Consider the following 23,720-nt stretch of genomic DNA (forward strand, 5'->3'; position numbering starts at 1 on the left):
CTCATAACGGATTTTCCAGTGCGGCATCGGTGCGAACACCGCGCCAGCTGTTGAAGCGATGACGCAGGCGATCCAGGTACAGGTAGACCACCGGCGTGGTGTAGAGCGTGAGAATCTGGCTGAGGATCAGCCCCCCAATGATGGTCAGGCCCAGTGGCTGGCGCATTTCGGCACCTTCCGCGCCGCCCATCAGCAGAGGCAACGCACCGAGAATCGCCGCCATGGTGGTCATCAGGATCGGGCGGAAACGCAGCAGGCAGGCGCGGCGGATCGACTCCGCGGGCGGCAGCTTGTCGTTGCGCTCGAACTGCAACGCCAGGTCAATCATCAGGATCGCGTTCTTCTTCACCACGCCGATCAGCAGGAACAGGCCAAGCAGCGAAATCAGGCTGAACTGCTCGCCGGTCAGGATGATCGCCAGCAGTGCACCGACACCTGCCGATGGCAGCGTCGAGAGGATCGTCAGCGGATGAATATAGCTCTCGTAGAGAATGCCCAGCACGATATACACCAGCACCAGCGCGCCGAGAATCATCAGCGGCTGCCCCTGCTGGGTACTTTCAAAGGCGCTACCGCTGCCGCCCAGGCGACCCTGTACTTCACTGGGCATACCGATGGCCGCCACCGCACGCTCTATCGCCCGCGTCGCCTGGTCAAGGCTGACGCCCGGTGCCAGATCGAAATCGATATTTTCCGCCGCAAACTGACCTTCATGGCTGACACGGTCCTCTTCCAGGCTGCGCTCGTAGCGGGCGAACGCTGACAGCGGCACCCGCCTGCCATCGCTGGTGATGACATTGATCTGCTCCAGCACCTCCGGATGCTGGGCGTAAGCCGGATCGATTTCCATCACCACCCGATACTGATTGAGCGATTCATAAATGGTGGAAATCTGTCGCTGGCTGAAGGCGTTGTTGAGCAACGTCGTCACCGTGCTCATGTCGATGCCCAGGCGCTTGGCTTCGTCGCGGTCGATCTTCAGGCTGATCTGCTGCGCGCCCTCGCCGTCGTTGGCATCGATGCTGGTCAGTTCCGGCAAGGCCATCAGCGCCCGCGTCACCAGTGGTGTCCAGGTGCGCAGATCAGCCAGGTCGCTGGCCAGCAGGTTGTAGGAATACTGCGAGCTGCTCTGGCGGCCTCCACCGAACTGCAAATCCTGATCGGCCATCAGGAACATGCGCCCGCCCGGCACTTTCGGCTGGTTGGCGCGAATCCGCTCGATGACTTTCTGCGCGGAAATCCGGCGCTCATCCAGCGGCTTGAGACGGACGATCATGAAGGCGTTATTGATGCCACCACTGCCCCCGATAAAGCCGGCGACGCTTTCCACAGCCGGATCGGCCAGCACGGCCTGACGGTAGATTTCCATCTTCGGCTGCATGACCTGGAACGACAGACCATCGTCGCCGCGGATGAACCCCGTCAGCTGGCCCGTGTCCTGCTGCGGCAGCAGAATCTTCGGCACCTCGATATACAGGAAGACGTTCAGGCCGATGGTCGCCAGCAGGCTGATCAGAGTGATGCGCCGATGCCGCAGCGCCCAGCCCAGGGATCGGTCGTAATGGCGCAACAGCCACTGATGAGCATCGTGACTCCAGCGATACAGGCGTCCCTCATCCTGAGGATCGTGGGGCTTCAGCCAGCGGGCGCAGAGCATCGGCGTCAGCGTCAGCGATACCAGCAACGACACCAGAATGGCTGCCGCCAGAGTGATGGAAAATTCGCGAAACAGGCGTTCGACGATGCCGCCCATGAACAGGATGGAAACGAACACCACCACCAGCGAGAGGTTCATCGACAGCAGCGTGAAGCCCACCTCGCGTGTACCGATATAGGCGGCGCGCATCGGCGGCACGCCATCATCGATATGCCGCGCGATGTTCTCCAGCACCACGATGGCATCGTCCACCACCAGGCCGGCAGCGAGAATCAGCGCCATCAGCGACAGCACGTTGAGCGAAAACCCGAACAGATACATCACCGCGAAGGTGCCCACCAGCGACACCGGCACCGCCAGTGCCGGGATCAGCGCGGTACGCAGGCGCCCCAAAAACAGAAACACCAGCACGATGACCAGCCCCACAGCGATCAGCAAGGTACGCTGAGCCTCTTGCAGCGTGGCGCGGATCACGGGCGAGCGATCCATGGCCACCGCCAGATTGACGCTACCGGGCACGATGGCCTGCAACGCAGGCAGCTCCTGACGGATGCCTTCGATGGTCTCGATGATATTGGCGCCGGCCTGACGGTTGATGATCAACAGCACCGCACGGTCGTTATTGAAGAAACCGTCGTTGTAGCGGTCTTCCACCGCATCGCGCACCTTGGCCACATCGCTCAAACGCAGGGCTGCGCCCTCCTGGTAGCGAATGATCAGGGGCAGGTAGTCCTCCGCCTGATGCAGCTGGTCGCTGGCCTGTACCTGCCAGTGACGGTGCTCGTCCTCGACCATGCCCTTGGGTCGGCGCACGTTGGCGTCGGCGATGGTCTGGCGTACCTCGTCCAGGGAAACCCCATACTGCTCCAGCTGTTGCGGCTGCAATTCGACCCGCACCGCCGGCAGCGAGCTGCCACCCACCTGCACCTCGCCGACGCCGGGCACCTGCGAGAGCTTCTGCGCCAGGATGGTCGAGCCGATATCGTACAGCTGGCCCTTGTCCAGTACCTCGGAGGTCAGTGACAGCACCATGATCGGTGCCTGCGCCGGGTTGACCTTGCGGTAGCTGGGCATGCTGCGCATGCCGCTGGGCAGCAGGTTGCGCGCAGCGTTGATCGCTGCCTGTACCTCTCGCGCCGCGCCGTTGATGTCGCGCTCCAGGTCGAACTGGATGATGATCCGTGTCGATCCCTGGCTGCTGCGGCTGCTCATCTGGCTGACCCCGGCGATACTGCCCAGCGAGCGCTCCAACGGCGTCGCCACGCTGGACGCCATGATTTCCGGGCTGGCACCCGGCAGGCTGGCCTGCACGGTAATCACCGGGAAATCCATATTTGGCAGCGGCGACACCGGCAGCAAGCCGAAACTCACCCCACCCAGCAGCAGGATCGCCAGGCTCATCAGCATGGTCGCCACGGGACGGGCGATAAAGGGGGCCGAAAGGTTCATGGCATGCTGCTCACGCTTGCGCCTCTCGCCCTGCCACGTCCCTGTGTCCAAAGCGAGCGCCCAGCCGGTCGAAGAACAGATAGATGACCGGCGTGGTAAAGAGGGTCAGCAACTGGCTAAGCAACAGGCCGCCCACCAGCACCAGCCCCAGCGGCTGGCGCAGTTCAGCACCCGAACCCGAGGCCAGCATCAGCGGCACCGCCCCGAACAGGGCGGCCAGCGTGGTCATCAGGATCGGACGGAAACGCAACAGCGCAGCCCGGTAGATGGCGTCATGCGGGCTCATGCCCTGATGGCGCTCGGCCTCCAGCGCAAAGTCGATCATCATGATCGCGTTCTTCTTGACGATACCGATCAGCAGGATGATGCCGATAATGGCGATCAGACCCAGGTCGTTGCCGGTCAGCAGCAGCGCCAGCAGCGCACCGACCGCCGCCGAGGGCAGCGTCGAGAGAATGGTGATGGGGTGGATATAGCTCTCGTAGAGCACGCCCAGCACGATATACATGGTCACCACCGCCGCCAGAATCAGCAGCAGCGTGCTCGACAGCGACGCCTGGAAGGCTGCAGCCGCGCCTTGGAAGCGCGTCTGGATACCGGCCGGCAGCCCGATCTCGGCCTCCACTCCTTCGATGATCTCGACCGCATGCCCCAGCGACACGCCATCGGCCAGGTTGAACGACAGCATTACCGCCGGGAACTGGCCGATATGGTTGATCAGCAGCGGCGCATTGCGCTGCTCCAGTCGCGCCAGGCTCGACAGCCGCACCGGTGTGCCGCCCTCGCTCTGCACGAACAATTGTTCCAGCGCCTGCGGGCCTAAGCGGTTACCCGCCTCGGCTTCCAGCACCACGCGATACTGGCTGGCCTGGGTGAAGATGGTGGAAATCTGCCGCTGACCGAAGGCGTCGTAGAGCGCGTCGGTTATCGCGGAAATCCCGATACCCAGACGGGCGGCGGCGTCGCGATCGATATCCAGGAAAATCTGCAGGCCGTCACTCTGCAGGTCACTGGCGACATCGGTCAGTTCGGGATGCTCGCGCAGCGCCGCCACCAGACGCGGCGTCCACTCCTGCAGCAACTCGGAATCCGGCGATTCCAGGCTGAACTGGAACTGGGTGCGGCTGACCCGATCCTCGATGGACAAGTCCTGCACCGGCTGCATGTACAATTCGATACCCGGCAGCTTGGCCAGCTCCGGTCGCAGCCGGTCGATGACCTGGCTGGCGGTCACGTCGCGCTCGCCGTGGGGCTTGAGGTTGATCAGCAGCCGGCCACTGTTGAGCGTGACATTGTCGCCGTCCACACCGATATAGGACGACAGGCTGACCACTGCCGGATCGTCCAGAATCACCCGCGCCAGCGACTGCTGGCGCTCGCTCATCTCGCGGAAGGAAATCGACTGTGGCGCCTCGCTGATGCCCTGGATCACGCCGGTATCCTGCACCGGAAAGAAGCCCTTGGGCACCATCAGATAGAGCACCACGGTCAGCGCCAGGGTTCCCACCGCCACCAGCAGCGTCAGTGTCTGGTGCTTCAGCACCCAGGTCAGCCATCCGGCGTAACCGCCGATCAGGCGCTCGACCCAGTCAGGCTTGGCCTTATCGACGGTAGCCGGTTTGAGCAGCTTGGCGCACATCATCGGCGTCAGCGTCAGCGACACCACCAGGGAAATGAGGATAGCCACCGCCAGGGTAATGGCGAACTCGCGGAACAGCCGCCCCACCACGTCCTGCATGAACAGCAGCGGGATCAGCACGGCGATCAGCGACAGGGTCAGCGAAATCAGGGTGAAACCGATCTGCCGCGCGCCCTTGAGCGCGGCCTGCAGGGGTGTTTCACCTTCCTCGACGTGACGGGCGACGTTTTCCAACATGACGATGGCGTCGTCCACCACAAAGCCGGTGGCGATGGTCAGGGCCATCAATGTCAGGTTGTTCAGCGAAAAGCCGGCCAGGTGCATGACCGCGAAGGTGCCGATCAGCGACAGCGGCACGGCAATCGAGGGGATGATGGTGGCTGAAAGCCGCTTGAGGAAGACGAAAGTGACCATCACCACCAGAAAGGTCGCCAGCAGCAGCTCGTGCTGGACGTCAGTGATGGCGGCACGGATGGTCTGGGTACGGTCGGTCAGCACCACCACGTCGAGTCCCGCCGGCATGCTGGCATTGACCTCAGGCAACAGGGCCTGGATGCGCTCGACTACCTCGATGACATTGGCGCCCGGCTGGCGCTGGATGTTGAGCAGCACGGCCTGGCTTTCGTTGGCCCAGGCGGCAAGGCGTTCGTTTTCGGCGCCGTCGATGATATCGGCAACGTCCTTGAGACGCAGCGTGGCGCCGTTGTCGTAGGTGAGGATGAGCTCGGCGTATTCCTCCGGCGTCTTCAGCTGGTCGTTGGCGTCGAGCATGGACACCCGCGTCGGGCCGTCGAAGTTGCCCTTGGGCTGATTGACGTTGGAACTGGTCACCAGCGAGCGCACGTCAGCCAGCGACAAGCCATAGGCCGCCAATGCCTCGGGATTGACCCGGATGCGCACCGCCGGTCGCTGACCACCGGCAATGCTGACCATGCCCACGCCACTGACCTGCGCCAGTTTCTGCGCCATGCGCGTGTCGACCAGGTCGTGCAATTGCGGCAGCGCCAGGCTTTCCGAGGTGATGGCGAGGGTCATGACCGGGGTGTCCGCCGGGTTGACCTTGTTGTACACCGGCGGCGACGGCAAATCGTTGGGCAGCAGGTTGCCGGCGGCGTTGATGGCGGCCTGCACTTCCTGTTCGGCCACATCCAGCGCCACTTCCAGGGAGAAACGCAGGGTAATCACCGAGGCGCCACCGGAGCTGGTCGAGGACATCTGGGTCAGACCGGGCATCTGCCCGAACTGGCGCTCCAGCGGCGCAGTGACGGCACTGGTCATCACATCCGGGCTGGCGCCGGGGTACAGCGTCATGACCCGGATGGTCGGATAGTCCACCTGTGGCAGCGCCGACACCGGCAGCATGCGGTAGGCGATCAGACCGGCCAGCAGAATCGCGACCATGCTCAGCGTGGTCGCCACGGGCCGCAGGATGAACAGCCGCGAAATGTTCATCGCGCGGGACGTCCTTGCCCACCTTGAGTTTCGATCACGGGGCTTTCCGCAGCCTCGTCGGCCAGCTTCCGGCGATCGACCACTTCCACCTCGGAGCCGTCACGCAGACGGTCCGTGCCTTCCATGACGACCCGCTCACCCGCGACCAGCCCGCTGTTGATCACGGTCTTCTCGCCATTGCCGGGCCCCACCTCGAGAATCCGCAATTGGACCTTGTTGTCCTCGCCGACGACATAGGCGAAATGACCGCGCGAGCCGAACTGCAGAGCCTCGGAGGGGATCAGAATGGCATCACCGAGGGTTTCCACCCGCAGCCGGACGTTGACGAACTGGTTGGGGATCAGCAGTTCCGCTTCGTTGTCGAAACGCGCCTTGAGCTTCAGGGTGCCGGTGGTCACATCGATCTGGTTGTCCAGACTCTCCAGCACGCCCTCGCCAAAGAGCATCCGTTCACCACGGTCCCAGGCCTGTACCTGGAGTTCATCACCGCGCCGGAAACGGCTGATGACCGGCGGCAGCTCCCCTTCGGGCAAGGTGAAGCTGATCGCCATTGGCTGGGTCTGGGTGATGACCACCAGCGGCGTGGCATCGTTGGCCGCGACCAGGTTGCCCTGATCCAGCTGACGCAAGCCCACACGACCGTCGATAGGCGCCCGGATCTCGGTGAACTTCAGATTCAGACGGGCCTCGTTGACCGCCGCCTGGTTGGACGCCAGGGTGCCCTGGTACTGACTGACCAGCGCCTGCTGGGTATCCAGGGTCTGCTTGGCAATGCTGTCATCGGCGAACAGCCCCTGATAACGCTTCAGATCGACTTGAGCGTTCTGCAACAGGGCACGGTTCTGCTGCAGGGTGCCTTCAGCCTGCTGCAGCGCGATCTGATAGGGACGCTGATCGATCACGGCCAACAGATCGCCTGCCGTGACCCGCTGCCCCTCATCGAAACGCACCTCAACCAGCTCGCCGGCCACGCGGCTACGAACGTTGACCGTGTTCAGCGGCGTGACAGTGCCAAGCGCCTTGACGTATACCTCGAAGCGGCCCTGCTCCACCGGCGCCACGCGCACCGGTGTCGGACCACCGAGCATGCCGCGCGGTCCTCTGGGTTGCTGGGGACTTTCATCGGCGCCGGGCCATAGCCACCAGACCAGCAGCACGGCGGCTGCCAGCACCAAAATGATGATCGCCCAGCGCCGAAAGGAGCTGTTGGAAGAAGTGTTTGCCTCGGACATGAACGCGGTTCGCCTGGTTAAGAGCGTGAACCATAAGCAGTCGCGGTCCGCTCGCAAAGGGGATTTACGGCATTTTTACGTATCGGCGTCTGTCTGGGGGATTAACCGCTCGTCAATGCTGAACGGGCGGGCGGAACCCTGAGTTGAACAACCAGTCTAGAGAACGCTTGCCGACAAGCGCAGCTCAGGAATCCAGCGCATCGCACCGATGCCATACGCCACTCAATCAGGCCCGCCGACCGTGGTCTGTACAGGATCAATGGAATGAACACATCACTGATCATCCTGGTGCTGGCCATCACCAGCTTCCTTCTCGGTTTTCTGCGAGACCTGTTTATCGCCAAGACCTTCGGGCTGAGCTGGGAAGCGGACCTGATCTTCGTGGCGCTGATCCTGCCCATCTTCTTCGAGAATTTCCTGGGCCTCGCTCTGCGCGACGCGATGATTCCCTACCTGCAAAAATTGCGCAGCCAGTCCCAGGCGTTGTTCGAGGCCGTCAGCCGCTGGCTCTACTGGCGCGTCATGCTGCTGGGTGTCCTGGCCAGCACCCTCGCCATTGTCGGCAGCTACTGGATTCTCAATCTGCTTGCCCCCGGCTGGACAACCGCTCAGATCGAGGCCGGCCAACTCGTGTTCTGTGCCGGCGCCCTGCTGATCGCGGCTCAGGCAGCGCTTTACTGCCAGGGCGCGCTACTCAATATGGATGAAATATTCCTTTTACCGATGACCCGCACGGTATTGCTCAACACCGGCGCCATCATCGGCATTCTGTTTTTCCAACCCACCGACATGGCGATCTTCATCGGCATGCTGTTGCCCCAGCTGGGCTTGATCGTGGTGCAGCATCGCCGCATCGCCTATCTGCGAGGCCAGACCGAGACAGTGGCTGGCGGGCATGGCGCCAGCTTCAGCCTGGCCTTCGCCCCTGTCCTTCTGGCAGCCAGTGCGCAGCAGAGCTGCATTCTTGCCGAACGGATATTTGCCTCCTATCTGGAAGAAGGCAGCATCACCATGCTGTCGTTTGCCTTCCGCATCGTCACCATTCCGCTCACGCTTTATGCACTCTCGGTGCTGTCAGTGCTTTTTCCGCGCTTCGTTGCAAACTGGAATGACGGGGACCTGAACGGCTACGCCACAGTCGTGCGCAAGGGGTTGCTTGCAACACTGCTGTTTCTGCTTCCGGCCACGATTGTGCTCTGTTCCTTCCCTGAATCGGTGGTATCCGTGCTGCTGGAACGCGGTCAGTTTGGCGCCGCCCAGACAGAAGCCACCGCATCCCTGGTGGTCCTGTATGCGCTGGGCCTTACCGCGATGGGGCTGGCTCTGCTCTGGGGCCGCGCCCTCCTCGCCCAAAATCGGTCACGCCTGTTTCTGATGATCACGCTGGCCAGCTCCGCGCTGACCATCGCCCTCGATGCCTTGCTCTATCGCGCCTACGGGGCGGAGGGGCTGGCCGTTGCATTTTCCAGCGGTGCGATCCTGCAAGCGGTCCTGATGGGGCTGTATGTCTACCGCTCGCTCCCCCACAGCCTGGCGCTTGGCGTTCTCCTGCGCTGGCTGGTTACAGGCGCGGCAATTGCCGTGGTGTTGCACTGGGTACCCATGCCCCACGGCCTGATTCAGCTGTGTCTGTATATCGCACTGGTGCTGGCCGCATACGCCGCAGGAGTGCTGCTACTGGGTGAGCGCGACCTGTTCAAACCCGCTTACTGGTCGTTGAAAAAACCCTGAGTTCAGAAGTTGCGGCGATAGAAGATATCCAGCGAACTCGCCAAGCCACTGGCGGCTTCGAGGAAGATGCGTCGGGTCAGCTGATAGCGCAACGCAACGGTATTGGCCGGCTCGAATACGCCGACGCCGTAGCGAAGGGTCAGGCGATCTGTCAGACGTCCGCTTGCTACCACGCTGGTGTCGCCGCCGCTGCCTTCGGTGTCGAGCTGGAAATCCTGGATGCCGAGGCGCTGCGCGACGTTGCCGGTGATTGAGGCACTCCCCGCCAAACCCAGCCCCAGCGCCGCCTGCGCCAGCATATTGTTGTCCCCGGTATCGGCACCCAGTGGACGTCCCAGCACCAGATAGGCCAGCGCCTGCTCCTGGCTCATGGCCGGTTCGGCGAAGACATCGATCCGAGGCTGCTCGGTACTTCCAGTGACGCGCAGACCGGCGGTGACATTGTCGGCCTCAATGCGGCGGATAGCCTCGATGTTCAGGAATGGCTGGGTCAGCACGCCGGTGAACAGCAGTTGCGCGCGACGGATGGTCAGACGCTGGCCATAGGCTCGGTAACGGCCATTGTTGAGATTGAGCTCACCACGGGCATCGAGGTTGTCGCCGATATGCAGATGACCGGCCAGGTCGGCGCTAAGGCCAAAACCGGAAAAGCGCAGGCGCTCCTGACCGACCTCGACATCGATGTCCATGTGGATCGCCAGCGGCGTGCTCGCCTCTTTGGCTTCCTCGCCGAGGATCTGCGCATCCTGGGAAACCGTCACCGTGGACGGCGGCAGTTCACGCACGACGATCTCGCCACGGGGCACGCTCAGTTTGCCGCTCACGGCCAGCTTTTCATTGGCCAGGCGCAGGCGCAGATCAGCCTCGATCTCAAGTTCTGCATAGGGTTCGACGATCACTGGCAGGCGGCTGCCACGCACGGCGACATCCAGATCCGGCGCATCACGCCAGTCCAGGGTGCCGGCGATTTCACCGCGGCCCTGCTCACCGCTGCGCCACCCTCCGTCGATCCGTACCCGTTCGCCGTCGATCAGCGCACGAACCTGCAATTGCTCGAAACTCACCGGCAATTCGCTGCCCGCAACTTCACCGTCGTCGAGCCGCAGCTCGCCGCGAATCCAGGGCTGCTGAAGCGAGCCGGAGAGCTGGCCACTGCCGTTGAGCTGGCCTTCGAGTCGTTCGACTACGGAAACAAAGGGTCGCGCCACCGACAGGTCAAGGTCGCTCAGGCGAAAGTCTCCGGCGATATCTTTGGCTGCACTGCTTGGGTCGATGGACAGACGCAGCTCCAGCGCACCAAGCTCGCCGCCTTCGAAACGCAGATGGCTGTCGATGCTCTGGGGCAACAGCTCGCTGTTGAGGGTCAGGGTGGCATAGGGGAATTCCAGCCATTGCTCGCCGTCACGCAGTGCCAGCGTGCCGGGGCCGGCGTCCACACGAATGTTACCGCTGGGGCCGGCAGCGGGCAGGTCCAGCGTGAGATTGGCATTGACTTCGCCCAACCAGCGCAGGTTGTCGGGCAGATAACCAGCCAGAGACTGCAGCGGAAAATCACGCAGGCGATAGCGCAGTTGCGGATCGGGCAGCAGGCGCTGATTGTCGGCGCACAGGCTGGCCGGACCGCTCACCCAGCAGTGGGCCCCGACTGTAAGCTGCCCACTGGCCAGCCGCTCAAGAGATGCCGGCTGGCGCAGCGCCCATTGATGCCCTTCGGCCTGCAGCTCGGCGCTGCGCAGACGCCCGCGCCAGTTATCGCCACCCAGCCCGCCATCGACAGCCAGTGACAAGTCGAGCAGCCCGCCCTCGACTTGCATCGTGGCCTGGTGCGCCTGCGGCGTGCCATCGGCAGCCAGTTGCAGATCGCCCAGCTCGGTGTCTCCTGCCTGCAGATTCCCGGCGCTCAGCCGAAGCTGACCGCGCTGACCTTCAGCCAGTGCAGCACTCAGTTCCAGACGCTCAATCCGGTTGTCCTGCATGGCAATGCGGCTGCCTTTGAGTTGCAGGTTGCCCTGCGGTGCCTGCGGCGTGCCTGCCAATGCGAGGTTGCCCGCCAGCTGCCCTTGCAACTGCGGCCAGAGCTGCGCCAGACGGGGTAGATCGAGGTTCAGGTTGGCATGCAGTGTTTCAGCCCAACGGCCGCTGCCGTTAATGCGGTTGTCGCCCAGGCGCAACTCCAGCCGAGGCACGTCCCAGGCGGCATCCTGGCCGCTGGCGTCCAGCTGCAGCTGCAGCGGCTGCCTGCGCAGGGCGCCGTTGATATCCAGCTGCGCCTCAGCCTGCAAGGCTTCATCGCGCAGGGTGCCACGGCTGGCCAGGGTGCCACCGAGCTGGCCGGGCAATTCGGCCACCCAGTAGGAGGGATCGAAGGCGCTCAGGGTCAACGTCGTATTCCAGTCGATACCATCGGCGAAGCCCAGGCTGAGATTGCCGCTGGCCTGACCCTGTCCGGCGATCAGCTGCAACTGGGGCAGATGCACGATGCCCAGATCGCCGCTGACCGGGCTGCGCAGGCTGAAGTCGCCTGCCGGACCGGTCAATGCCGCATCGAAGTGCCCCAGATAGTTGCCATCGTCATATTGCACCTGCGCATACAGGCGGTGCAGTGCCACGGGCAGCTCGTCCATTTGCGGGTAGAGCCGCCACCAGGGGAAGTCCTGCCAGGCCAGCTCGGCTTCACCTCGAATGCCTTCGGTCCAGCCCAGCTGTCCCTTCAGATCGATGCGCTGCTCCTGACCGGCGTCCAGCTGCAACGCATCAACACGCACCTGGGCGGCATCGAGCAAGGCATCCAGCACGATGGCAACCGCTCCGCCCTCGCCTTGCAGGCTGCCGTCACCCGCCAGCCGATAACCATCATCCAGATTGCCCTGGGCGCTGAGTTCGAGTCGTTCCAGGCGCATCGCGTCGGGCAGGTCAGGGCTGACCTTGAAGCCCTCCACAGTCAGCCGCAGGTTCGCCGGGAGGTCGGTTTCCAGCGGCCGTACCCGACCGCTGAGCGCGCCATTTAGATAGCCACGGCTCTGTACGGCCAGCACAAGGTGTTCGCGCAACTCGCCGTCCACGGCGATTTTCAGTGCCCAGGCCGGCAGCTCGGGCAGATGGATTGCTGCATCGCCGCGCAACTCCAGCGGCCAGTCACCCTCGGGACGCAAACGTCCGGCGAGGTCCAGCGTGAGGTCTTCGCGGCGTAGCTGCAGTGCCCGGATATTCAGACCATCACGACGCCAATCAGCCCGCAATTGCAGGGTCTGCGCCTGCTCGACCGCATTCAGTCTGACCCGCCCTACCTCGATCCGCCCGATGCGCAGTTCCAGCGGCAGCTGGAGCTGCGGCAGGCTGAAGGGCTCGCTGCCGGCTTCATCGCTGCCGGGCGGGAATACCAGGTCGATATCACCTGCCTGCAGCGCCTCGATACAGAGCGCCATGCGCAGCAGGCAACGCGGCGACCAGTCCAGCCGGGGTGATGCCACTTCCACGCGGTTGCCATCCTGCTCCCAGACCAGCCGCTCAGCCTGCCAGCGGCTGCCCAGTCGCCCCTGAAACTGCTCGACCTGCAAACCGGGAACCAGCCCCAGCACCCAGCTGCCGCCAGCTGAGGTGCCCAGCAGCATACCCAGCGCCAGAACCACCAGCAGTACCAGCGCAAGCGGCAGCCCCAGCGTCCAGGAAAGTACTCTCAGCCCTCGCCTCACAGTTCAGGTCCCATGGAAAAGTGCAGGCGCACACCGCCGTTACCATCCAGCGGATGGGCCAGGTCGATACGGATCGGCCCTACTGGCGACACCCAGCGCAGCCCCAGGCCCACGCTGCTCTTGAGCGTCGGGAAATCCAGCGAATTGAAGGCGTTGCCCTGGTCGTAGAAGGTCGCCACGCGCCACTTCTCGACCACCTCGTACTGGTATTCGGCGCTGAGGGCGAGCTGATAGCGGCCACCGATGCGGTCGCCATCTGAGTTGGTCGGCGACAGGCTCTGGTAGTCGTAGCCGCGTACGCTCTGGTCGCCACCCGCGAAGTAGCGCAACGAGGGCGGCACGTTGGTGTATTCATTGGTCCAGTTGCCACCAATCTGCGCGCGTCCGAGCAAGCGGTGCCGGTCGAACACCGTCACCAGCCCCTTGAGCATGGCGTTGGCATGGATCAGGTCGGCATCGGAAAAGACCCCATCCTTGGCCGCACCCAGCTCGAACTCCAGCCGGTAGCCCTGGCTGGGGTCGATGCGGCTATCGCTGCGCAGGAAGCTGTAGGCGATGCCCGGCATCAGCAAGTTGCTCAAGCCCGAATCGTCGCCCAGGTTGTATTGTTCATGCCGCCACTTCAGCGACCAGACGCGCTGCCAGCCGTTGGGCAGTTTGCGATGCCATTCGGGCCCGACGGTCAGTAGTCGGCTGAGGCTGTCGTTGTCGCCCAGTTCTTCATATTGATAACCACCGGCGAAACGCAGCTTATCGGTAAGCGGAGGATCCAGCGGCACGTCGTACCAGAGGCCAACATTCTGCCGGGGCGCCGACAGCTCGCTTTCCAGGCCGTAGCTATGGCCCTGCGGGTTGACCCAGTGGCGACGGAAATCAAAACGCATGCGTGGCCCGACGTCGGTGGAAAAGCCCAGCCCAAGGCCCAGGGTGCGCGGGTCTCGCGTGGCCAGCTGGACTACCACAGGAATGCGCTGTTCCACGGCATTGGCCGGGTTGGCATCCACGCGAACACCTTCAAAATAACCGCTGGCCTGCATCGCCTGGTTGAGTTCGGCGACACGCTCCGAATCATAAGGCGTGCCGGTCTCGAACGGCACCATGCGCGCCAAGAGATCAGGATCGAACGGCGAGTCACCCTCGAAACTCACCTCGCCCAACAGGTAACGCGGTCCGCTGTCGAAGATCAATTCGACATCGGCAACATTTTCCACCGGATCGATGGCCAGGCGCTGGTAGGCGAAGCGGCCATCGAAAAAACCGTAGCGCGAAGCCTGGTTGAGGATACGCTGCTTGACCCCCTCATAGCGGCCATGATTGAGCACGGCGCCACTCTTGAGCATATCGCGCGGGACCTCAAAGGCGCTCAGCTGCGCCGCCGGCCCATCTACCCTCACATTGATGGCGCGCAATCGCACCGGTTCACCGCGCGCAATACGCAGCACCAGCCGGGGCTCGTCGCCCCCCAGCACTTCGGTTTCAATTGTGGCGTTGTAGTAACCCAGCGCCTGCATGGCCTTTTCCGCCTGCTGTCGGGCGATGCGGCTGTAACGCAGCAATTCGCGCTCGTCTCGGTCACCCAGATCACCGATATGGTTTTCCACGTTCTCGCGCAAGGCGCGGCTGGAGGGCTCGATATTCACCTCCAGCCGCGCAGCGAAAGCAGATGATGCAACAAGCAGGGCAAGGCCGGCCGTTACGAATCGGCCCATGAAAGAGATACGCATGGCGCGGAATGCTAGCACGGCATAAACCCAATCCTGGTAAGACAACAACGGCGCATACGATGCAGATAGGCATCGGGAAGGATTCATCGCTGCCATTCACCGCTTGGACTGCTGGCAGCTGGGAGAATTCTCGACCATGAGGACTGCTAGAATCACGCTTTTTCCGGAGAGCCACTGATGAAACTTGTTTCTTTCAATATCAATGGATTGCGGGCAAGGCCTCATCAGCTGGAGGCGATCATCGAAAAGCACCAGCCGGACGTCATCGGCTTGCAGGAAACCAAGGTCGCCGACGAGCAGTTTCCCCAGGCAGCCATTGAGGCCCTGGGTTATCACGTGCACTACCACGGTCAGAAAGGCCATTACGGTGTTGCCTTGCTGTCGCGCCAGGCGCCGCTGGAAGTCCACAAGGGCTTTCCCGGTGATACCGACGAGTCGCAGAAGCGCTTTATCTGGGGACGCTTCGCCGATGCCCAGGGGCAGTCGGTGACCGTCATGAACGGCTATTTTCCCCAGGGTGAAAGCCGCGATCATCCCACCAAATTCCCAGCCAAGACCCGGTTCTATGCCGACCTGCAGGCCCTGCTGGCAGAACGCTTCACCCCGGATCAGCAGGTGGCGATTATGGGCGACTTCAATATCTCGCCCCAGGATTGCGATATCGGCATAGGTGAAGCGAACGCCAAACGCTGGCTGCGCACGGGCAAGTGCAGCTTTCTGCCGGAAGAGCGCGAGTGGCTGGCGCGGCTCAAGGGCTGGGGCCTGCAGGACAGCTTCCGCACACTCAACCCGGATGTCGTGGATCGCTTCAGCTGGTTCGACTACCGCAGCCGTGGTTTCGAGGATGATCCACGTCGCGGTCTGCGCATCGACTACATCCTGACCACCGCCAGCCTGCACCAACGGGTCGTTGACGCCGGGATGGACTACGACATCCGCAGCATGGAAAAACCTTCTGATCATTGCCCGGTCTGGATTGACCTTCGCTGATTGCAGTGGCTGTCACATAACAGTAACCAGAGACGCCTAACCTCCCCGCTTCTTTGACAGGGGAGTGTCTGGATGAGGCTTTCAGCGACCTTGCGCAGCATCGGCATCCGGGCGCTGTGCCTTGGCTTTATTGGCATCTGGAATGCCGGCTCGCTCGCGGCAAACGCAAGCGAACTGGCGCTGACCAAGAGCAACGAAGTGTTGCGTATCCAGGGCTCGAATACGGTCGGTGCGAAACTGGCACCGATGCTGATCGCCGGGCTGTTCGAAGCCCGCGGCTTGCAGTCGGTGCGCATCGTGGCGACCGAGCACGAAAACGAGCAGCGCGTCATCGCCAGCAATGCCGCCGGCCGCACCTTTCATGCGCTGGTCGCCGCCCACGGCACCGGTACTGGCTTTGCGGGACTCAAGGATGGCTCTGCCGATCTGGCTGCGGCGTCGCGACCCATCAAGCAAAACGAATACGAAAGCCTGGCTGCACTCGGCGACCTGCGCGACTCCAGTGCCGAACAGGTCATCGCCATCGACGGCCTGGCGATCATCGTCCATCCCGATAACCCCATCGAAGCGCTCAGCGTCGAGCAGGTTGCCCGGCTGTTTTCCGGCGATATCGGCAACTGGCGAGAGCTGGGCGGCAGCGACCTGCCCGTTGAACTACATGCCCGCGATGACCAGTCGGGCACCTATGACACCTTCAAGGAACTGGTGCTCGGCGCCCAGGGCAAAGCACTTTCTCCGGCAGCGGCCCGTTACGAATCTAATGATCAGCTTTCCAGCACCGTGAGCCTGCACCCTGGCGCCATCGGTTTCGTCGGCCTTGCTTCGATTGGCGACTCCAGGGCGCTGGCGATTGCCGATGGCGATTCGCTGCCCATGCTGCCTACCAGCGCCTCGGTGGCCACCGAGGACTATCCGCTGTCGCGACGCCTGTTCTTGTATGCCAACCCCGGCCTGCAATCGCAGTGGACACGCGACTACCTCGCTTTCGTTCACAGCACCGCCGGCCAGGCCATTGTCGAGGCGTCCGGCTACATCGCGCAGACCATCGTTCCGATCACCCAGTCAGCGCAGGCGGACCTGCCACCAGCCTATCGACAGCTGGCCGCCGAAGCGCAGCGCCTGACCGTCAATTTTCGTTTCGCCGAAGGCAGCGCACAGCTGGACAACAAGGCCCAGCGTGATATCGGGCGGCTGGTTGACTACCTCAAAGCCAACGGCAAGAGCATGCGTTCGGCCGTACTGGTGGGTTTTGGCGATGACCGCAGCGATCCGTCACGGGCCGAATTGCTGTCCAAGCTACGCGCCATGGCAGTCCGTCGTGAGCTGGTACGCGGCGGCATCCTGGTCAGGGAAATCGAGGGTCTGGGGGCACGACTGCCTGTAGCGGCCAATACCGGAATGGGCCGTATCAAGAACAGGCGCGTGGAAGTCTGGGTGTACTGACCGCTGCAGGAGATGTCGCCACAAGAACAGACCATAATTTGCACAGACTATTTTCATGGTGCACATTCATTCATAAGCGATATATGATCGACGCAAATATCCCAGCCGGAGTGCCTGCGGAAATGAACCTGCACAAGGTCGATCTCAATCTGTTCATCGTCTTCGACGCCATCTACACCGAAGCCAACCTGACCCGTGCGGGACAGATAGTCGGCATCACCCAGCCTGCTGTCTCCAATGCCCTGGCTCGTTTGCGCGAGACCTTCAATGACCCCCTGTTCGTGCGCACCGCCCAAGGCATGGTGCCGACGCCGATGGCGCAGAACATCATCGGCCCGGTGCGCAATGCATTGCAGCTGTTGCGGGTGTCAGTACAGGAAAGCCGTACCTTCAACCCGCTGCAGGCGAACAAGACCTTCCGCATCAGCATGACCGACCTGACCGAGGCAGTGATCTTCCCGCCTCTGTTTCAGCGTCTGCGCCGCCTGGCGCCAAACGTCAAGATCGAAAGCATGCTGGCCAAGCGCCGGGAAACCACCAAGGAACTGGCAGCCGGACGGCTGGACTTCGCCATGGACGCCCCGCTCAACACCGACCCGCAGGTACGCCACGTCAAGCTGCTGGAGGACCGCTATATCTGCGCCATGCGCCGCGGTCATCCGCTGGCGAAGGACAAGCTGAGCATCGAGCAATACCTGTCGCTGTCGCACATCCACATTTCCAGCCGCCGCAGCGGCCTGGGCATGGTTGACCTGGCGCTGGGCAAGATGGGCCTGCAACGCCGGATCGCCCTGCGCTCACAGCATTACATGATGGCAACGCAAGTCATCCCGCACACCGATATGGCGGTTACGGTGCCGGAGCGCTTCGCCCTTCGCCACGACCTGCACCAGGCCATTCTGCCGGTGGACATCCCTCCACTGGAAACCCATATCTATTGGCACGAAAGCACCGATCAGGACCCGGCCAACCGCTGGATGCGCGAACAGTTGATCGAGATCGCCCAGCAGGTCACCGCGCAGGCGCAGTAGGCCTCGGCAAACGAACTCAGGGCAGCGCTGCAACGCGCCATTGTCTACAATGGCCGGCGCATCCGAGGAGACCTGCAATGCCCAAAGCCATGGCCCGCCATATTCTGGTAAAGACCGAAGCCGAAGCCGCGCAACTGAAGAAGCGCATCGCCAGTGGCGAGGCCTTTGATGTGCTGGCGAAGAAACACTCGACCTGCCCTTCCGGCAAGCGCGGTGGTGACCTGGGCGAAGTACGCCCCGGCCAGATGGTGCACAGCATCGACCAGGTGATCTTCAAAAAACCGCTACGCGAGGTGCATGGGCCGGTGAAGAGCCAGTTTGGTTATCACCTGGTGCAAGTGTTCTATCGGGATTGATGGTGCGCCATTGCGAAGCGCTGCAGCTGCATCTCCTGCAGCCGGCTCAATGTGCGGCGGAAGGCAAATGACAGATAGCCCTGGGTATAAAGTTCGTCCAGTGGCACCTGCGCCTGCAGATACAGCGGTATCTGGCGGTCGTAACACTCGTCCACCAGCGCGATAAAGCGCCGGACGGCATCGTCCCGCGCAGCCAGTTTCGGCAGTTCGCGATCCCCTGCTGCCACCCGCGTGGCGGCATCCTCGGTGCCGCGGGCGATACGCCCTTCGCGCGGCGCGCTGCCAAGCTGCGGCACCTCACTGAGCATGATCGTGGAGAATCGGTCGCACAGCTCGATGAAATCCAGCGCTGAAAACGGTTGCTCGCACAGGTCGGCAAAACGGCACCAGATAACCGATCCGCTGCAACGTGCCACCTGCAAGGAACGCCTGCCGAGAACCACCGGCGAGGCGCTATACGCAGCACCTGCCAGCTCATCGAATGCCGCCTGCAATGCCGTGTTATCGCTGTCCACGTCGGCCACCCAGTACCGCTGAAGCGCAGCACCGGGACGCAGGCGATGATCCGCACCGCCATCCACGCTCACCACCTGCATATGACGTACGATGGCCTCAATGGCGGGCATGAAGCGATCACGATTGAAGCCATCGGCATACAGCTGCTGCGGCGGCTGATTGGAGGTCGCCACGATGACTACACCCTGCTCGAACAGGACCTGGAACAGGCGTCCAAGGATGATCGCATCGCCGATATCCCCAACGAACAGTTCATCGAAACACAGCACGCGAATCTCCTCACCCAGTTCACGGGCAAGAGCCTGCAGCGGATCGGCGGTGCCATTGAGCTGGAACAGGCGGATATGCACCCAGCGCATAAAGTGATGAAAATGCTGCCGGCGCGATGGCACCCTCAGGCTGCCGTGAAACATGTCCATCAGCCAGGTCTTGCCACGCCCAACCGGCCCCCAGAGATACACCCCTGCCGGCTCAGTGTCGCCTCCGATTCGATGCAGGCTTTCATGGCAGCGCTGTAACGACTCGACAGCATGCAACTGCGCTGCATCGCTGACGAATCCCTCGCGGGCTACTGCTTGCTGGTAAAGCACACGCGGAGACGGGTGTTTCATGGCACCGGCCATCTGAAAAGACAGCCGCGATGGTAGCGCGAACAGCAGCTGCTTGCCCCTCGGCTCTGTCAGTTGGCACGCAAGCACACTACAATAGCGGCCCTTTTTAGCCCGCGTGCCTGCTCGAACCTCTCTCTGGACACGCTACCGGGCCGTTTCATTCTTTTCCCTGGAAAAATGCCTTGATCTCCACCGCTAACATCACCATGCAGTTCGGCGCCAAGCCGCTGTTCGAAAACGTTTCCGTCAAGTTCGGCAACGGCAATCGCTACGGCCTGATCGGCGCCAACGGCTGCGGCAAGTCCACCTTCATGAAGATCCTCGGTGGCGATCTCGAGCCGTCCGGCGGTCAAGTCATGCTCGAACCCAATGTGCGTCTGGGCAAGCTGCGCCAGGATCAGTTCGCCTACGAGGACTTCAGTGTCATCGACACCGTGATCATGGGTCATGAGGAACTGTGGAAGGTCAAAGCCGAGCGCGAACGCATCTATTCGTTGCCGGAAATGAGTGAAGAGGACGGCATGGCGGTAGCCGAGCTGGAAACCGAGTTCGCCGAGCTGGACGGTTACACGGCCGAATCCCGAGCCGGCGAGCTGCTGCTGGGCCTGGGCATTCCGCTGGAACAGCATTTCGGCCTGATGAGCGAAGTGGCGCCAGGCTGGAAGCTGCGCGTATTGCTGGCGCAAGCGCTGTTCTCCGACCCGGAAGTGCTGCTGCTGGACGAGCCGACCAACCACCTGGACATCAACACCATCCGCTGGTTGGAAAGCATTCTCACGGTGCGCAACAGCACCATGATCATCATTTCCCACGACCGCCACTTCCTGAACTCGGTCTGCACCCATATGGCTGACCTGGATTATGGCGAGCTGCGCCTGTTCCCTGGCAACTACGACGAATACATGACGGCTGCCACCCAGAGTCGCGAGCGTCTGCTGTCGGACAACGCCAAGAAGAAAGCGCAGATCGCCGAGTTGCAGACCTTCGTCAGCCGCTTCTCGGCCAACGCCTCGAAAGCCAAACAGGCCACGTCGCGCGCCAAGCTGATCGACAAGATCCAGCTCGATGAAGTCAAGCCGTCCAGCCGTATCAGTCCCTTCATTCGCTTCGAACAGACCAAGAAGCTGCATCGCCAGGCCGTGACGGTGGAAAACATGGCCAAGGGCTTCGATGGCAAGCCGCTGTTCAAGAACTTCAGCTTTACCGTGGAAGCCGGCGAGCGCGTCGCCATCATCGGCCCCAACGGCATCGGCAAGACCACCCTGCTACGCACCCTGGTGGGCGAACTCAAGCCGGATACCGGCTCGGTGAAATGGACCGAAAGCGCGGAAGTCGGCTATTACGCGCAGGATCATGCGGACGACTTTGAAGACGACATGACCCTGTTCGACTGGATGGGCCGCTGGACCCAGGGCGGCGAGCAACTGGTGCGTGGCACGCTGGGACGCATGCTGTTTTCCAATGACGAGATTCTGAAATCGGTCCGGGTGATTTCCGGTGGCGAGCAGGGCCGTATGCTGTTCGGCAAACTGATCCTGCAAAAACCCAATGTGCTGGTGATGGACGAACCGACCAACCACCTGGACATGGAGTCCATCGAAGCGCTGAACCTGGCGCTGGAAAATTATCCGGGCACGCTGATTTTCGTCAGCCATGACCGCGAGTTCGTCAGCTCCCTGGCCACGCGCATCATCGAATTGTCCGATTCGGGTGTGACCGACTTCAGCGGCACCTACGATGATTACCTGCGCAGCCAGGGCGTGCTGGTCTGATCCCTTCGTCCGCGCGTTCCGGTCTATTTGACCAGCGCGCGGGCACCTTCCAGATAAGCCTTGCCGCGAGTCTTGACGACTTCAGGCTTGTCCGTCTCGGACGCAATATGCACCTCTTCCAGCAATGCTGCGGTGGTTTCCAGATCAGCCTGGATTCTCTGTAACGCATTCTCCAGGGTATAAGTCAGCTGGTGGATCTCATGCATGTCCATCGCTGTCAGCTCATCCTTGGCCAGGATCGCTTCAAGCTTGGGGTTGTATTCGTTCAGGTTGACGGTCGCCTGCTGCGTGCTTGCTGAAGGCTCGCCCTTATAGTGAGCCGGCCGGGGACTCTCAGCCCAGCTGGCGGTACTCAGGACGAGGACAATAGCCCCTGTGATCAGGCGAAATGAAGTCTGCATTGATGTTCTCTTGGTCATTGATAAGGTGCGGAAAACATAGCGCCAATGAAAACTATTCGCAATCAAACACACTGATACAAAGCGCGTCCCAATGTCGCAACATCCTGCGACCCACCCGCCACACGCCACCGTCTCGTGCAAGGTAAAGTGCCCGTCCGTCCCGACAGGCAGCCATGAAGGAACACGACGATGCTCACCCTGAATATTGGCCCACTGGTGCTTGGCATACCGCAGCTGTTGCTGGTGGTCAGCCTGCTTCTGGCGATGCTGACTGGCTGGTGGGTGGGGCGGCGGCGCCAGCAAAATCCCGAGCGGCAGGTGTTTCGTCTTCTACTGCTGGCTCTGGTGGTGGCGCGACTGGCCTTCGTGGCGGTGTATTTCGAGGCATTCAGCGACAACTGGTGGGGCATGCTGGATATCCGTGACGGCGGCTTTATCCCCTGGCCCGGCATCCTCGCTGCGCTGCTGGCCGGTGGCTGGCTGCTCTGGCGCAACGCTGATCTGCGCAAGCCATTGGCCGCTGCGCTGGCCGTGGGCGTGCTCAGCTGGGGTTTTACCAACCTTGGCTGGCACGCCTTCGAACAGGGCACGCGCCTGCCGGAAATGGCGCTGCGTGACATTTCAGGTGCACCGGTCAACCTGGAGGACTACACCGGCAAGCCGTTGGTGATCAACCTCTGGGCCACCTGGTGTCCGCCCTGCCGACGGGAAATGCCGGTACTGGCTGAAGCCCAGGAAAACCACGATGAATTTGTCTTCCTGTTCGTCAACCAGGGCGAGGGGGAAGGTGAAATTGAACGCTTCCTGCAGGGCAGCGGCCTCGATCTGCGCAATCTGCTGATCGACAGCGGCGGCCGGCTCGGCCAGCACGTCGGTTCACAGGCCCTGCCGACAACGCTGTTCTATGATGCTCAAGGCCGGCAAGTGGGCGCCCATCTGGGTGAACTGTCGCGCGCCAGCCTGTCTCAGGCTCTGAAAGCCCTGCAACCCGCCCCACTCGTTCATGGTCAACAACCGCGCTAATAACCAAAAAAACTAAGCATAGAAGCCAAATAACAACTCATTGGTAGTCTTCAACGCGCCGCTGGGCTAGCATTCCCAAAATACCCCTAAGGGTATGGACAGACACAGGAGCCCAGCCAGATGAAAGCCTGCATCGAAGCCTTTTTCGACCCCAACACTTCAACCTGGAGTTATGTGGTCAGCGATCCGGCTACCCGTCAGTGCGCGCTGATCGACACGGTGCTGGACTACGATCCGGCATCCGGTCGGACCGCATTGCACAGCGCCGAGAGACTGGCCGCGCATGTCTGTCAGCACGACCTGAGCGTACAGTGGATTCTCGAAACCCACGTACACGCCGATCACCTCAGCGCCGCACCTTGGCTCCAGGAACGGCTTGGCGGCACGCTCGCCATCGGCAACCACATCACCCAGGTGCAGGAAGTCTTCGGCACACTGTTCCATGCAGAAGATGGTTTCGCCACCGATGGCAGCCAATTCGACCAACTCTTCAGCGATGGTGAAGCCTTTCAGGTCGGCAATCTGCCAGCGCGCGCCATCCATACACCCGGCCATACGCCGGCCTGCATGAGTTACCTGATCGGCGACGCGCTCTTCGTCGGCGACACCCTGTTCATGCCCGATTACGGCACCGCGCGCTGCGACTTTCCCGGAGGCGATGCGCGCACCCTGTATCGATCGATCCGCAAACTGTTCGAATTGCCGGACGAAACACGCGTGTTTCTGTGCCACGATTACCTCGCACCCGGACGCGATGAACATCATTACGAAACCACGATAGGCGCATCACGGCGGGACAATATCCATATCCATAACGGCATCAGCGAAGACGAATTCGTCGCCATGCGCACTGCCCGCGATGCCACACTCGACATGCCGGCGCTGATCCTGCCTTCGGTGCAGGTCAACATGCGCGCAGGTGAGCTGCCACCAGCCGAAGCCAACGGCGTGCAATACCTGAAGATCCCACTTAACCGGCTGTAACCATGACAGCGAATCCC

General features: G+C 62.1%; 15 protein-coding genes. 8 read left to right on the top strand and 7 right to left on the bottom strand.

The genetic code is table 11. From position 1 onward, the window contains the following. Position 1: 1 nt before the first annotated feature. The 3 genes from NAV32_RS09445 to NAV32_RS09455 are packed head-to-tail and all read right to left on the bottom strand — an operon-like array spanning position 2 to position 7,429. A complete protein-coding gene (locus NAV32_RS09445; protein WP_256052542.1) occupies positions 2–3,106 on the bottom strand; it encodes an efflux RND transporter permease subunit in 3,105 nt (1,034 codons plus the stop codon). A gap of 10 nt (positions 3,107–3,116) precedes the next feature. Next, positions 3,117–6,197 (bottom strand): MdtB/MuxB family multidrug efflux RND transporter permease subunit, encoded by a 3,081-nt coding sequence (locus NAV32_RS09450; RefSeq protein WP_256052543.1) that lies wholly within the window; start codon positions 6,195–6,197, stop codon positions 3,117–3,119. Continuing rightward, a complete protein-coding gene (locus NAV32_RS09455; protein ID WP_256052544.1) occupies positions 6,194–7,429 on the bottom strand; it encodes an MdtA/MuxA family multidrug efflux RND transporter periplasmic adaptor subunit in 1,236 nt (411 codons plus the stop codon). Before NAV32_RS09455 ends, NAV32_RS09450 begins: the two co-directional genes overlap by 4 nt. A gap of 264 nt (positions 7,430–7,693) precedes the next feature. On the opposite strand from NAV32_RS09455, the gene murJ reads away from it, so the two are divergent. Continuing rightward, complete coding sequence (murJ, locus tag NAV32_RS09460) at positions 7,694–9,160, top strand: murein biosynthesis integral membrane protein MurJ (RefSeq protein WP_256052545.1); 1,467 nt, start codon at positions 7,694–7,696, stop codon at positions 9,158–9,160. Positions 9,161–9,162: 2 nt separating this feature from the next. Here murJ and NAV32_RS09465 read toward each other — a convergent pair whose 3' ends face one another. Together NAV32_RS09465 and NAV32_RS09470 are read right to left on the bottom strand one after the other, a co-directional pair. Further along, a complete protein-coding gene (locus NAV32_RS09465; RefSeq protein ID WP_256052604.1) occupies positions 9,163–12,840 on the bottom strand; it encodes a translocation/assembly module TamB domain-containing protein in 3,678 nt (1,225 codons plus the stop codon). 8 nt (positions 12,841–12,848) lie between these two features. After that, a complete protein-coding gene (locus tag NAV32_RS09470; protein ID WP_256052605.1) occupies positions 12,849–14,570 on the bottom strand; it encodes an autotransporter assembly complex protein TamA in 1,722 nt (573 codons plus the stop codon). A 183-nt stretch (positions 14,571–14,753) separates the two neighbouring features. On the opposite strand from NAV32_RS09470, the gene xthA reads away from it, so the two are divergent. The 4 genes from xthA (at position 14,754) to NAV32_RS09490 (ending at position 18,396) form a co-directional block, all read left to right on the top strand. Further along, positions 14,754–15,566 (top strand): exodeoxyribonuclease III, encoded by an 813-nt coding sequence (gene xthA, locus NAV32_RS09475; RefSeq protein WP_256052546.1) that lies wholly within the window; start codon positions 14,754–14,756, stop codon positions 15,564–15,566. A gap of 72 nt (positions 15,567–15,638) precedes the next feature. After that, the gene (locus NAV32_RS09480) at positions 15,639–17,009 is read left to right on the top strand and encodes a substrate-binding domain-containing protein (RefSeq protein ID WP_256052547.1); all 1,371 of its coding nucleotides are present in this window, start codon (positions 15,639–15,641) and stop codon (positions 17,007–17,009) included. 122 nt (positions 17,010–17,131) lie between these two features. After that, positions 17,132–18,040 (top strand): LysR family transcriptional regulator, encoded by a 909-nt coding sequence (locus tag NAV32_RS09485; RefSeq protein ID WP_256052548.1) that lies wholly within the window; start codon positions 17,132–17,134, stop codon positions 18,038–18,040. Positions 18,041–18,117: 77 nt separating this feature from the next. Further along, a complete protein-coding gene (locus NAV32_RS09490) occupies positions 18,118–18,396 on the top strand; it encodes a peptidylprolyl isomerase (RefSeq protein WP_256052549.1) in 279 nt (92 codons plus the stop codon). On the opposite strand, the gene zapE is transcribed toward NAV32_RS09490, so the two are convergent. Further along, positions 18,384–19,523, bottom strand: coding sequence for a cell division protein ZapE (gene zapE, locus NAV32_RS09495; protein ID WP_256052550.1), 1,140 nt, complete (start codon positions 19,521–19,523; stop codon positions 18,384–18,386). The two genes, NAV32_RS09490 and zapE, sit on opposite strands and share 13 nt — an antisense overlap. Before the next feature lie 182 nt (positions 19,524–19,705). On the opposite strand from zapE, the gene NAV32_RS09500 reads away from it, so the two are divergent. Beyond that, a complete protein-coding gene (locus NAV32_RS09500; RefSeq protein WP_256052551.1) occupies positions 19,706–21,295 on the top strand; it encodes an ABC-F family ATPase in 1,590 nt (529 codons plus the stop codon). Between the two features lie 23 nt (positions 21,296–21,318). Here NAV32_RS09500 and NAV32_RS09505 read toward each other — a convergent pair whose 3' ends face one another. Then, positions 21,319–21,696 (bottom strand): DUF6746 family protein, encoded by a 378-nt coding sequence (locus tag NAV32_RS09505; RefSeq protein WP_256052552.1) that lies wholly within the window; start codon positions 21,694–21,696, stop codon positions 21,319–21,321. A gap of 189 nt (positions 21,697–21,885) precedes the next feature. Here NAV32_RS09505 and NAV32_RS09510 point away from each other — a divergent pair, with 189 nt between their 5' ends. Then, positions 21,886–22,719 (top strand): TlpA family protein disulfide reductase, encoded by an 834-nt coding sequence (locus tag NAV32_RS09510; protein WP_256052553.1) that lies wholly within the window; start codon positions 21,886–21,888, stop codon positions 22,717–22,719. Positions 22,720–22,839: 120 nt separating this feature from the next. Next, entirely contained in the window at positions 22,840–23,703 is an 864-nt protein-coding gene (locus NAV32_RS09515; protein ID WP_256052554.1) for an MBL fold metallo-hydrolase, read from the top strand. Positions 23,704–23,720: the final 17 nt, after the last annotated feature.

This window comes from Stutzerimonas stutzeri (assembly GCF_024448695.1).
Lineage (GTDB): Bacteria > Pseudomonadota > Gammaproteobacteria > Pseudomonadales > Pseudomonadaceae > Stutzerimonas > Stutzerimonas stutzeri_T.

Bases quoted from the DNA above. Each gene is read 5' to 3' on its own strand.
- NAV32_RS09510 (WP_256052553.1), top strand. From the start codon at position 21,886: ATGCTCACCCTGAATATTGGCCCACTGGTGCTTGGCATACCGCAGCTG.
- NAV32_RS09485 (WP_256052548.1), top strand. From the start codon at position 17,132: ATGAACCTGCACAAGGTCGATCTCAATCTGTTCATCGTCTTCGACGCC.
- NAV32_RS09450 (WP_256052543.1), bottom strand. From the start codon at position 6,197: ATGAACATTTCGCGGCTGTTCATCCTGCGGCCCGTGGCGACCACGCTG.
- murJ (WP_256052545.1), top strand. From the start codon at position 7,694: ATGAACACATCACTGATCATCCTGGTGCTGGCCATCACCAGCTTCCTT.
- NAV32_RS09480 (WP_256052547.1), top strand. From the start codon at position 15,639: ATGAGGCTTTCAGCGACCTTGCGCAGCATCGGCATCCGGGCGCTGTGC.
- NAV32_RS09445 (WP_256052542.1), bottom strand. From the start codon at position 3,106: ATGAACCTTTCGGCCCCCTTTATCGCCCGTCCCGTGGCGACCATGCTG.
- zapE (WP_256052550.1), bottom strand. From the start codon at position 19,523: ATGAAACACCCGTCTCCGCGTGTGCTTTACCAGCAAGCAGTAGCCCGC.
- xthA (WP_256052546.1), top strand. From the start codon at position 14,754: ATGAAACTTGTTTCTTTCAATATCAATGGATTGCGGGCAAGGCCTCAT.
- NAV32_RS09515 (WP_256052554.1), top strand. From the start codon at position 22,840: ATGAAAGCCTGCATCGAAGCCTTTTTCGACCCCAACACTTCAACCTGG.
- NAV32_RS09490 (WP_256052549.1), top strand. From the start codon at position 18,118: ATGCCCAAAGCCATGGCCCGCCATATTCTGGTAAAGACCGAAGCCGAA.
- NAV32_RS09505 (WP_256052552.1), bottom strand. From the start codon at position 21,696: ATGCAGACTTCATTTCGCCTGATCACAGGGGCTATTGTCCTCGTCCTG.
- NAV32_RS09455 (WP_256052544.1), bottom strand. From the start codon at position 7,429: ATGTCCGAGGCAAACACTTCTTCCAACAGCTCCTTTCGGCGCTGGGCG.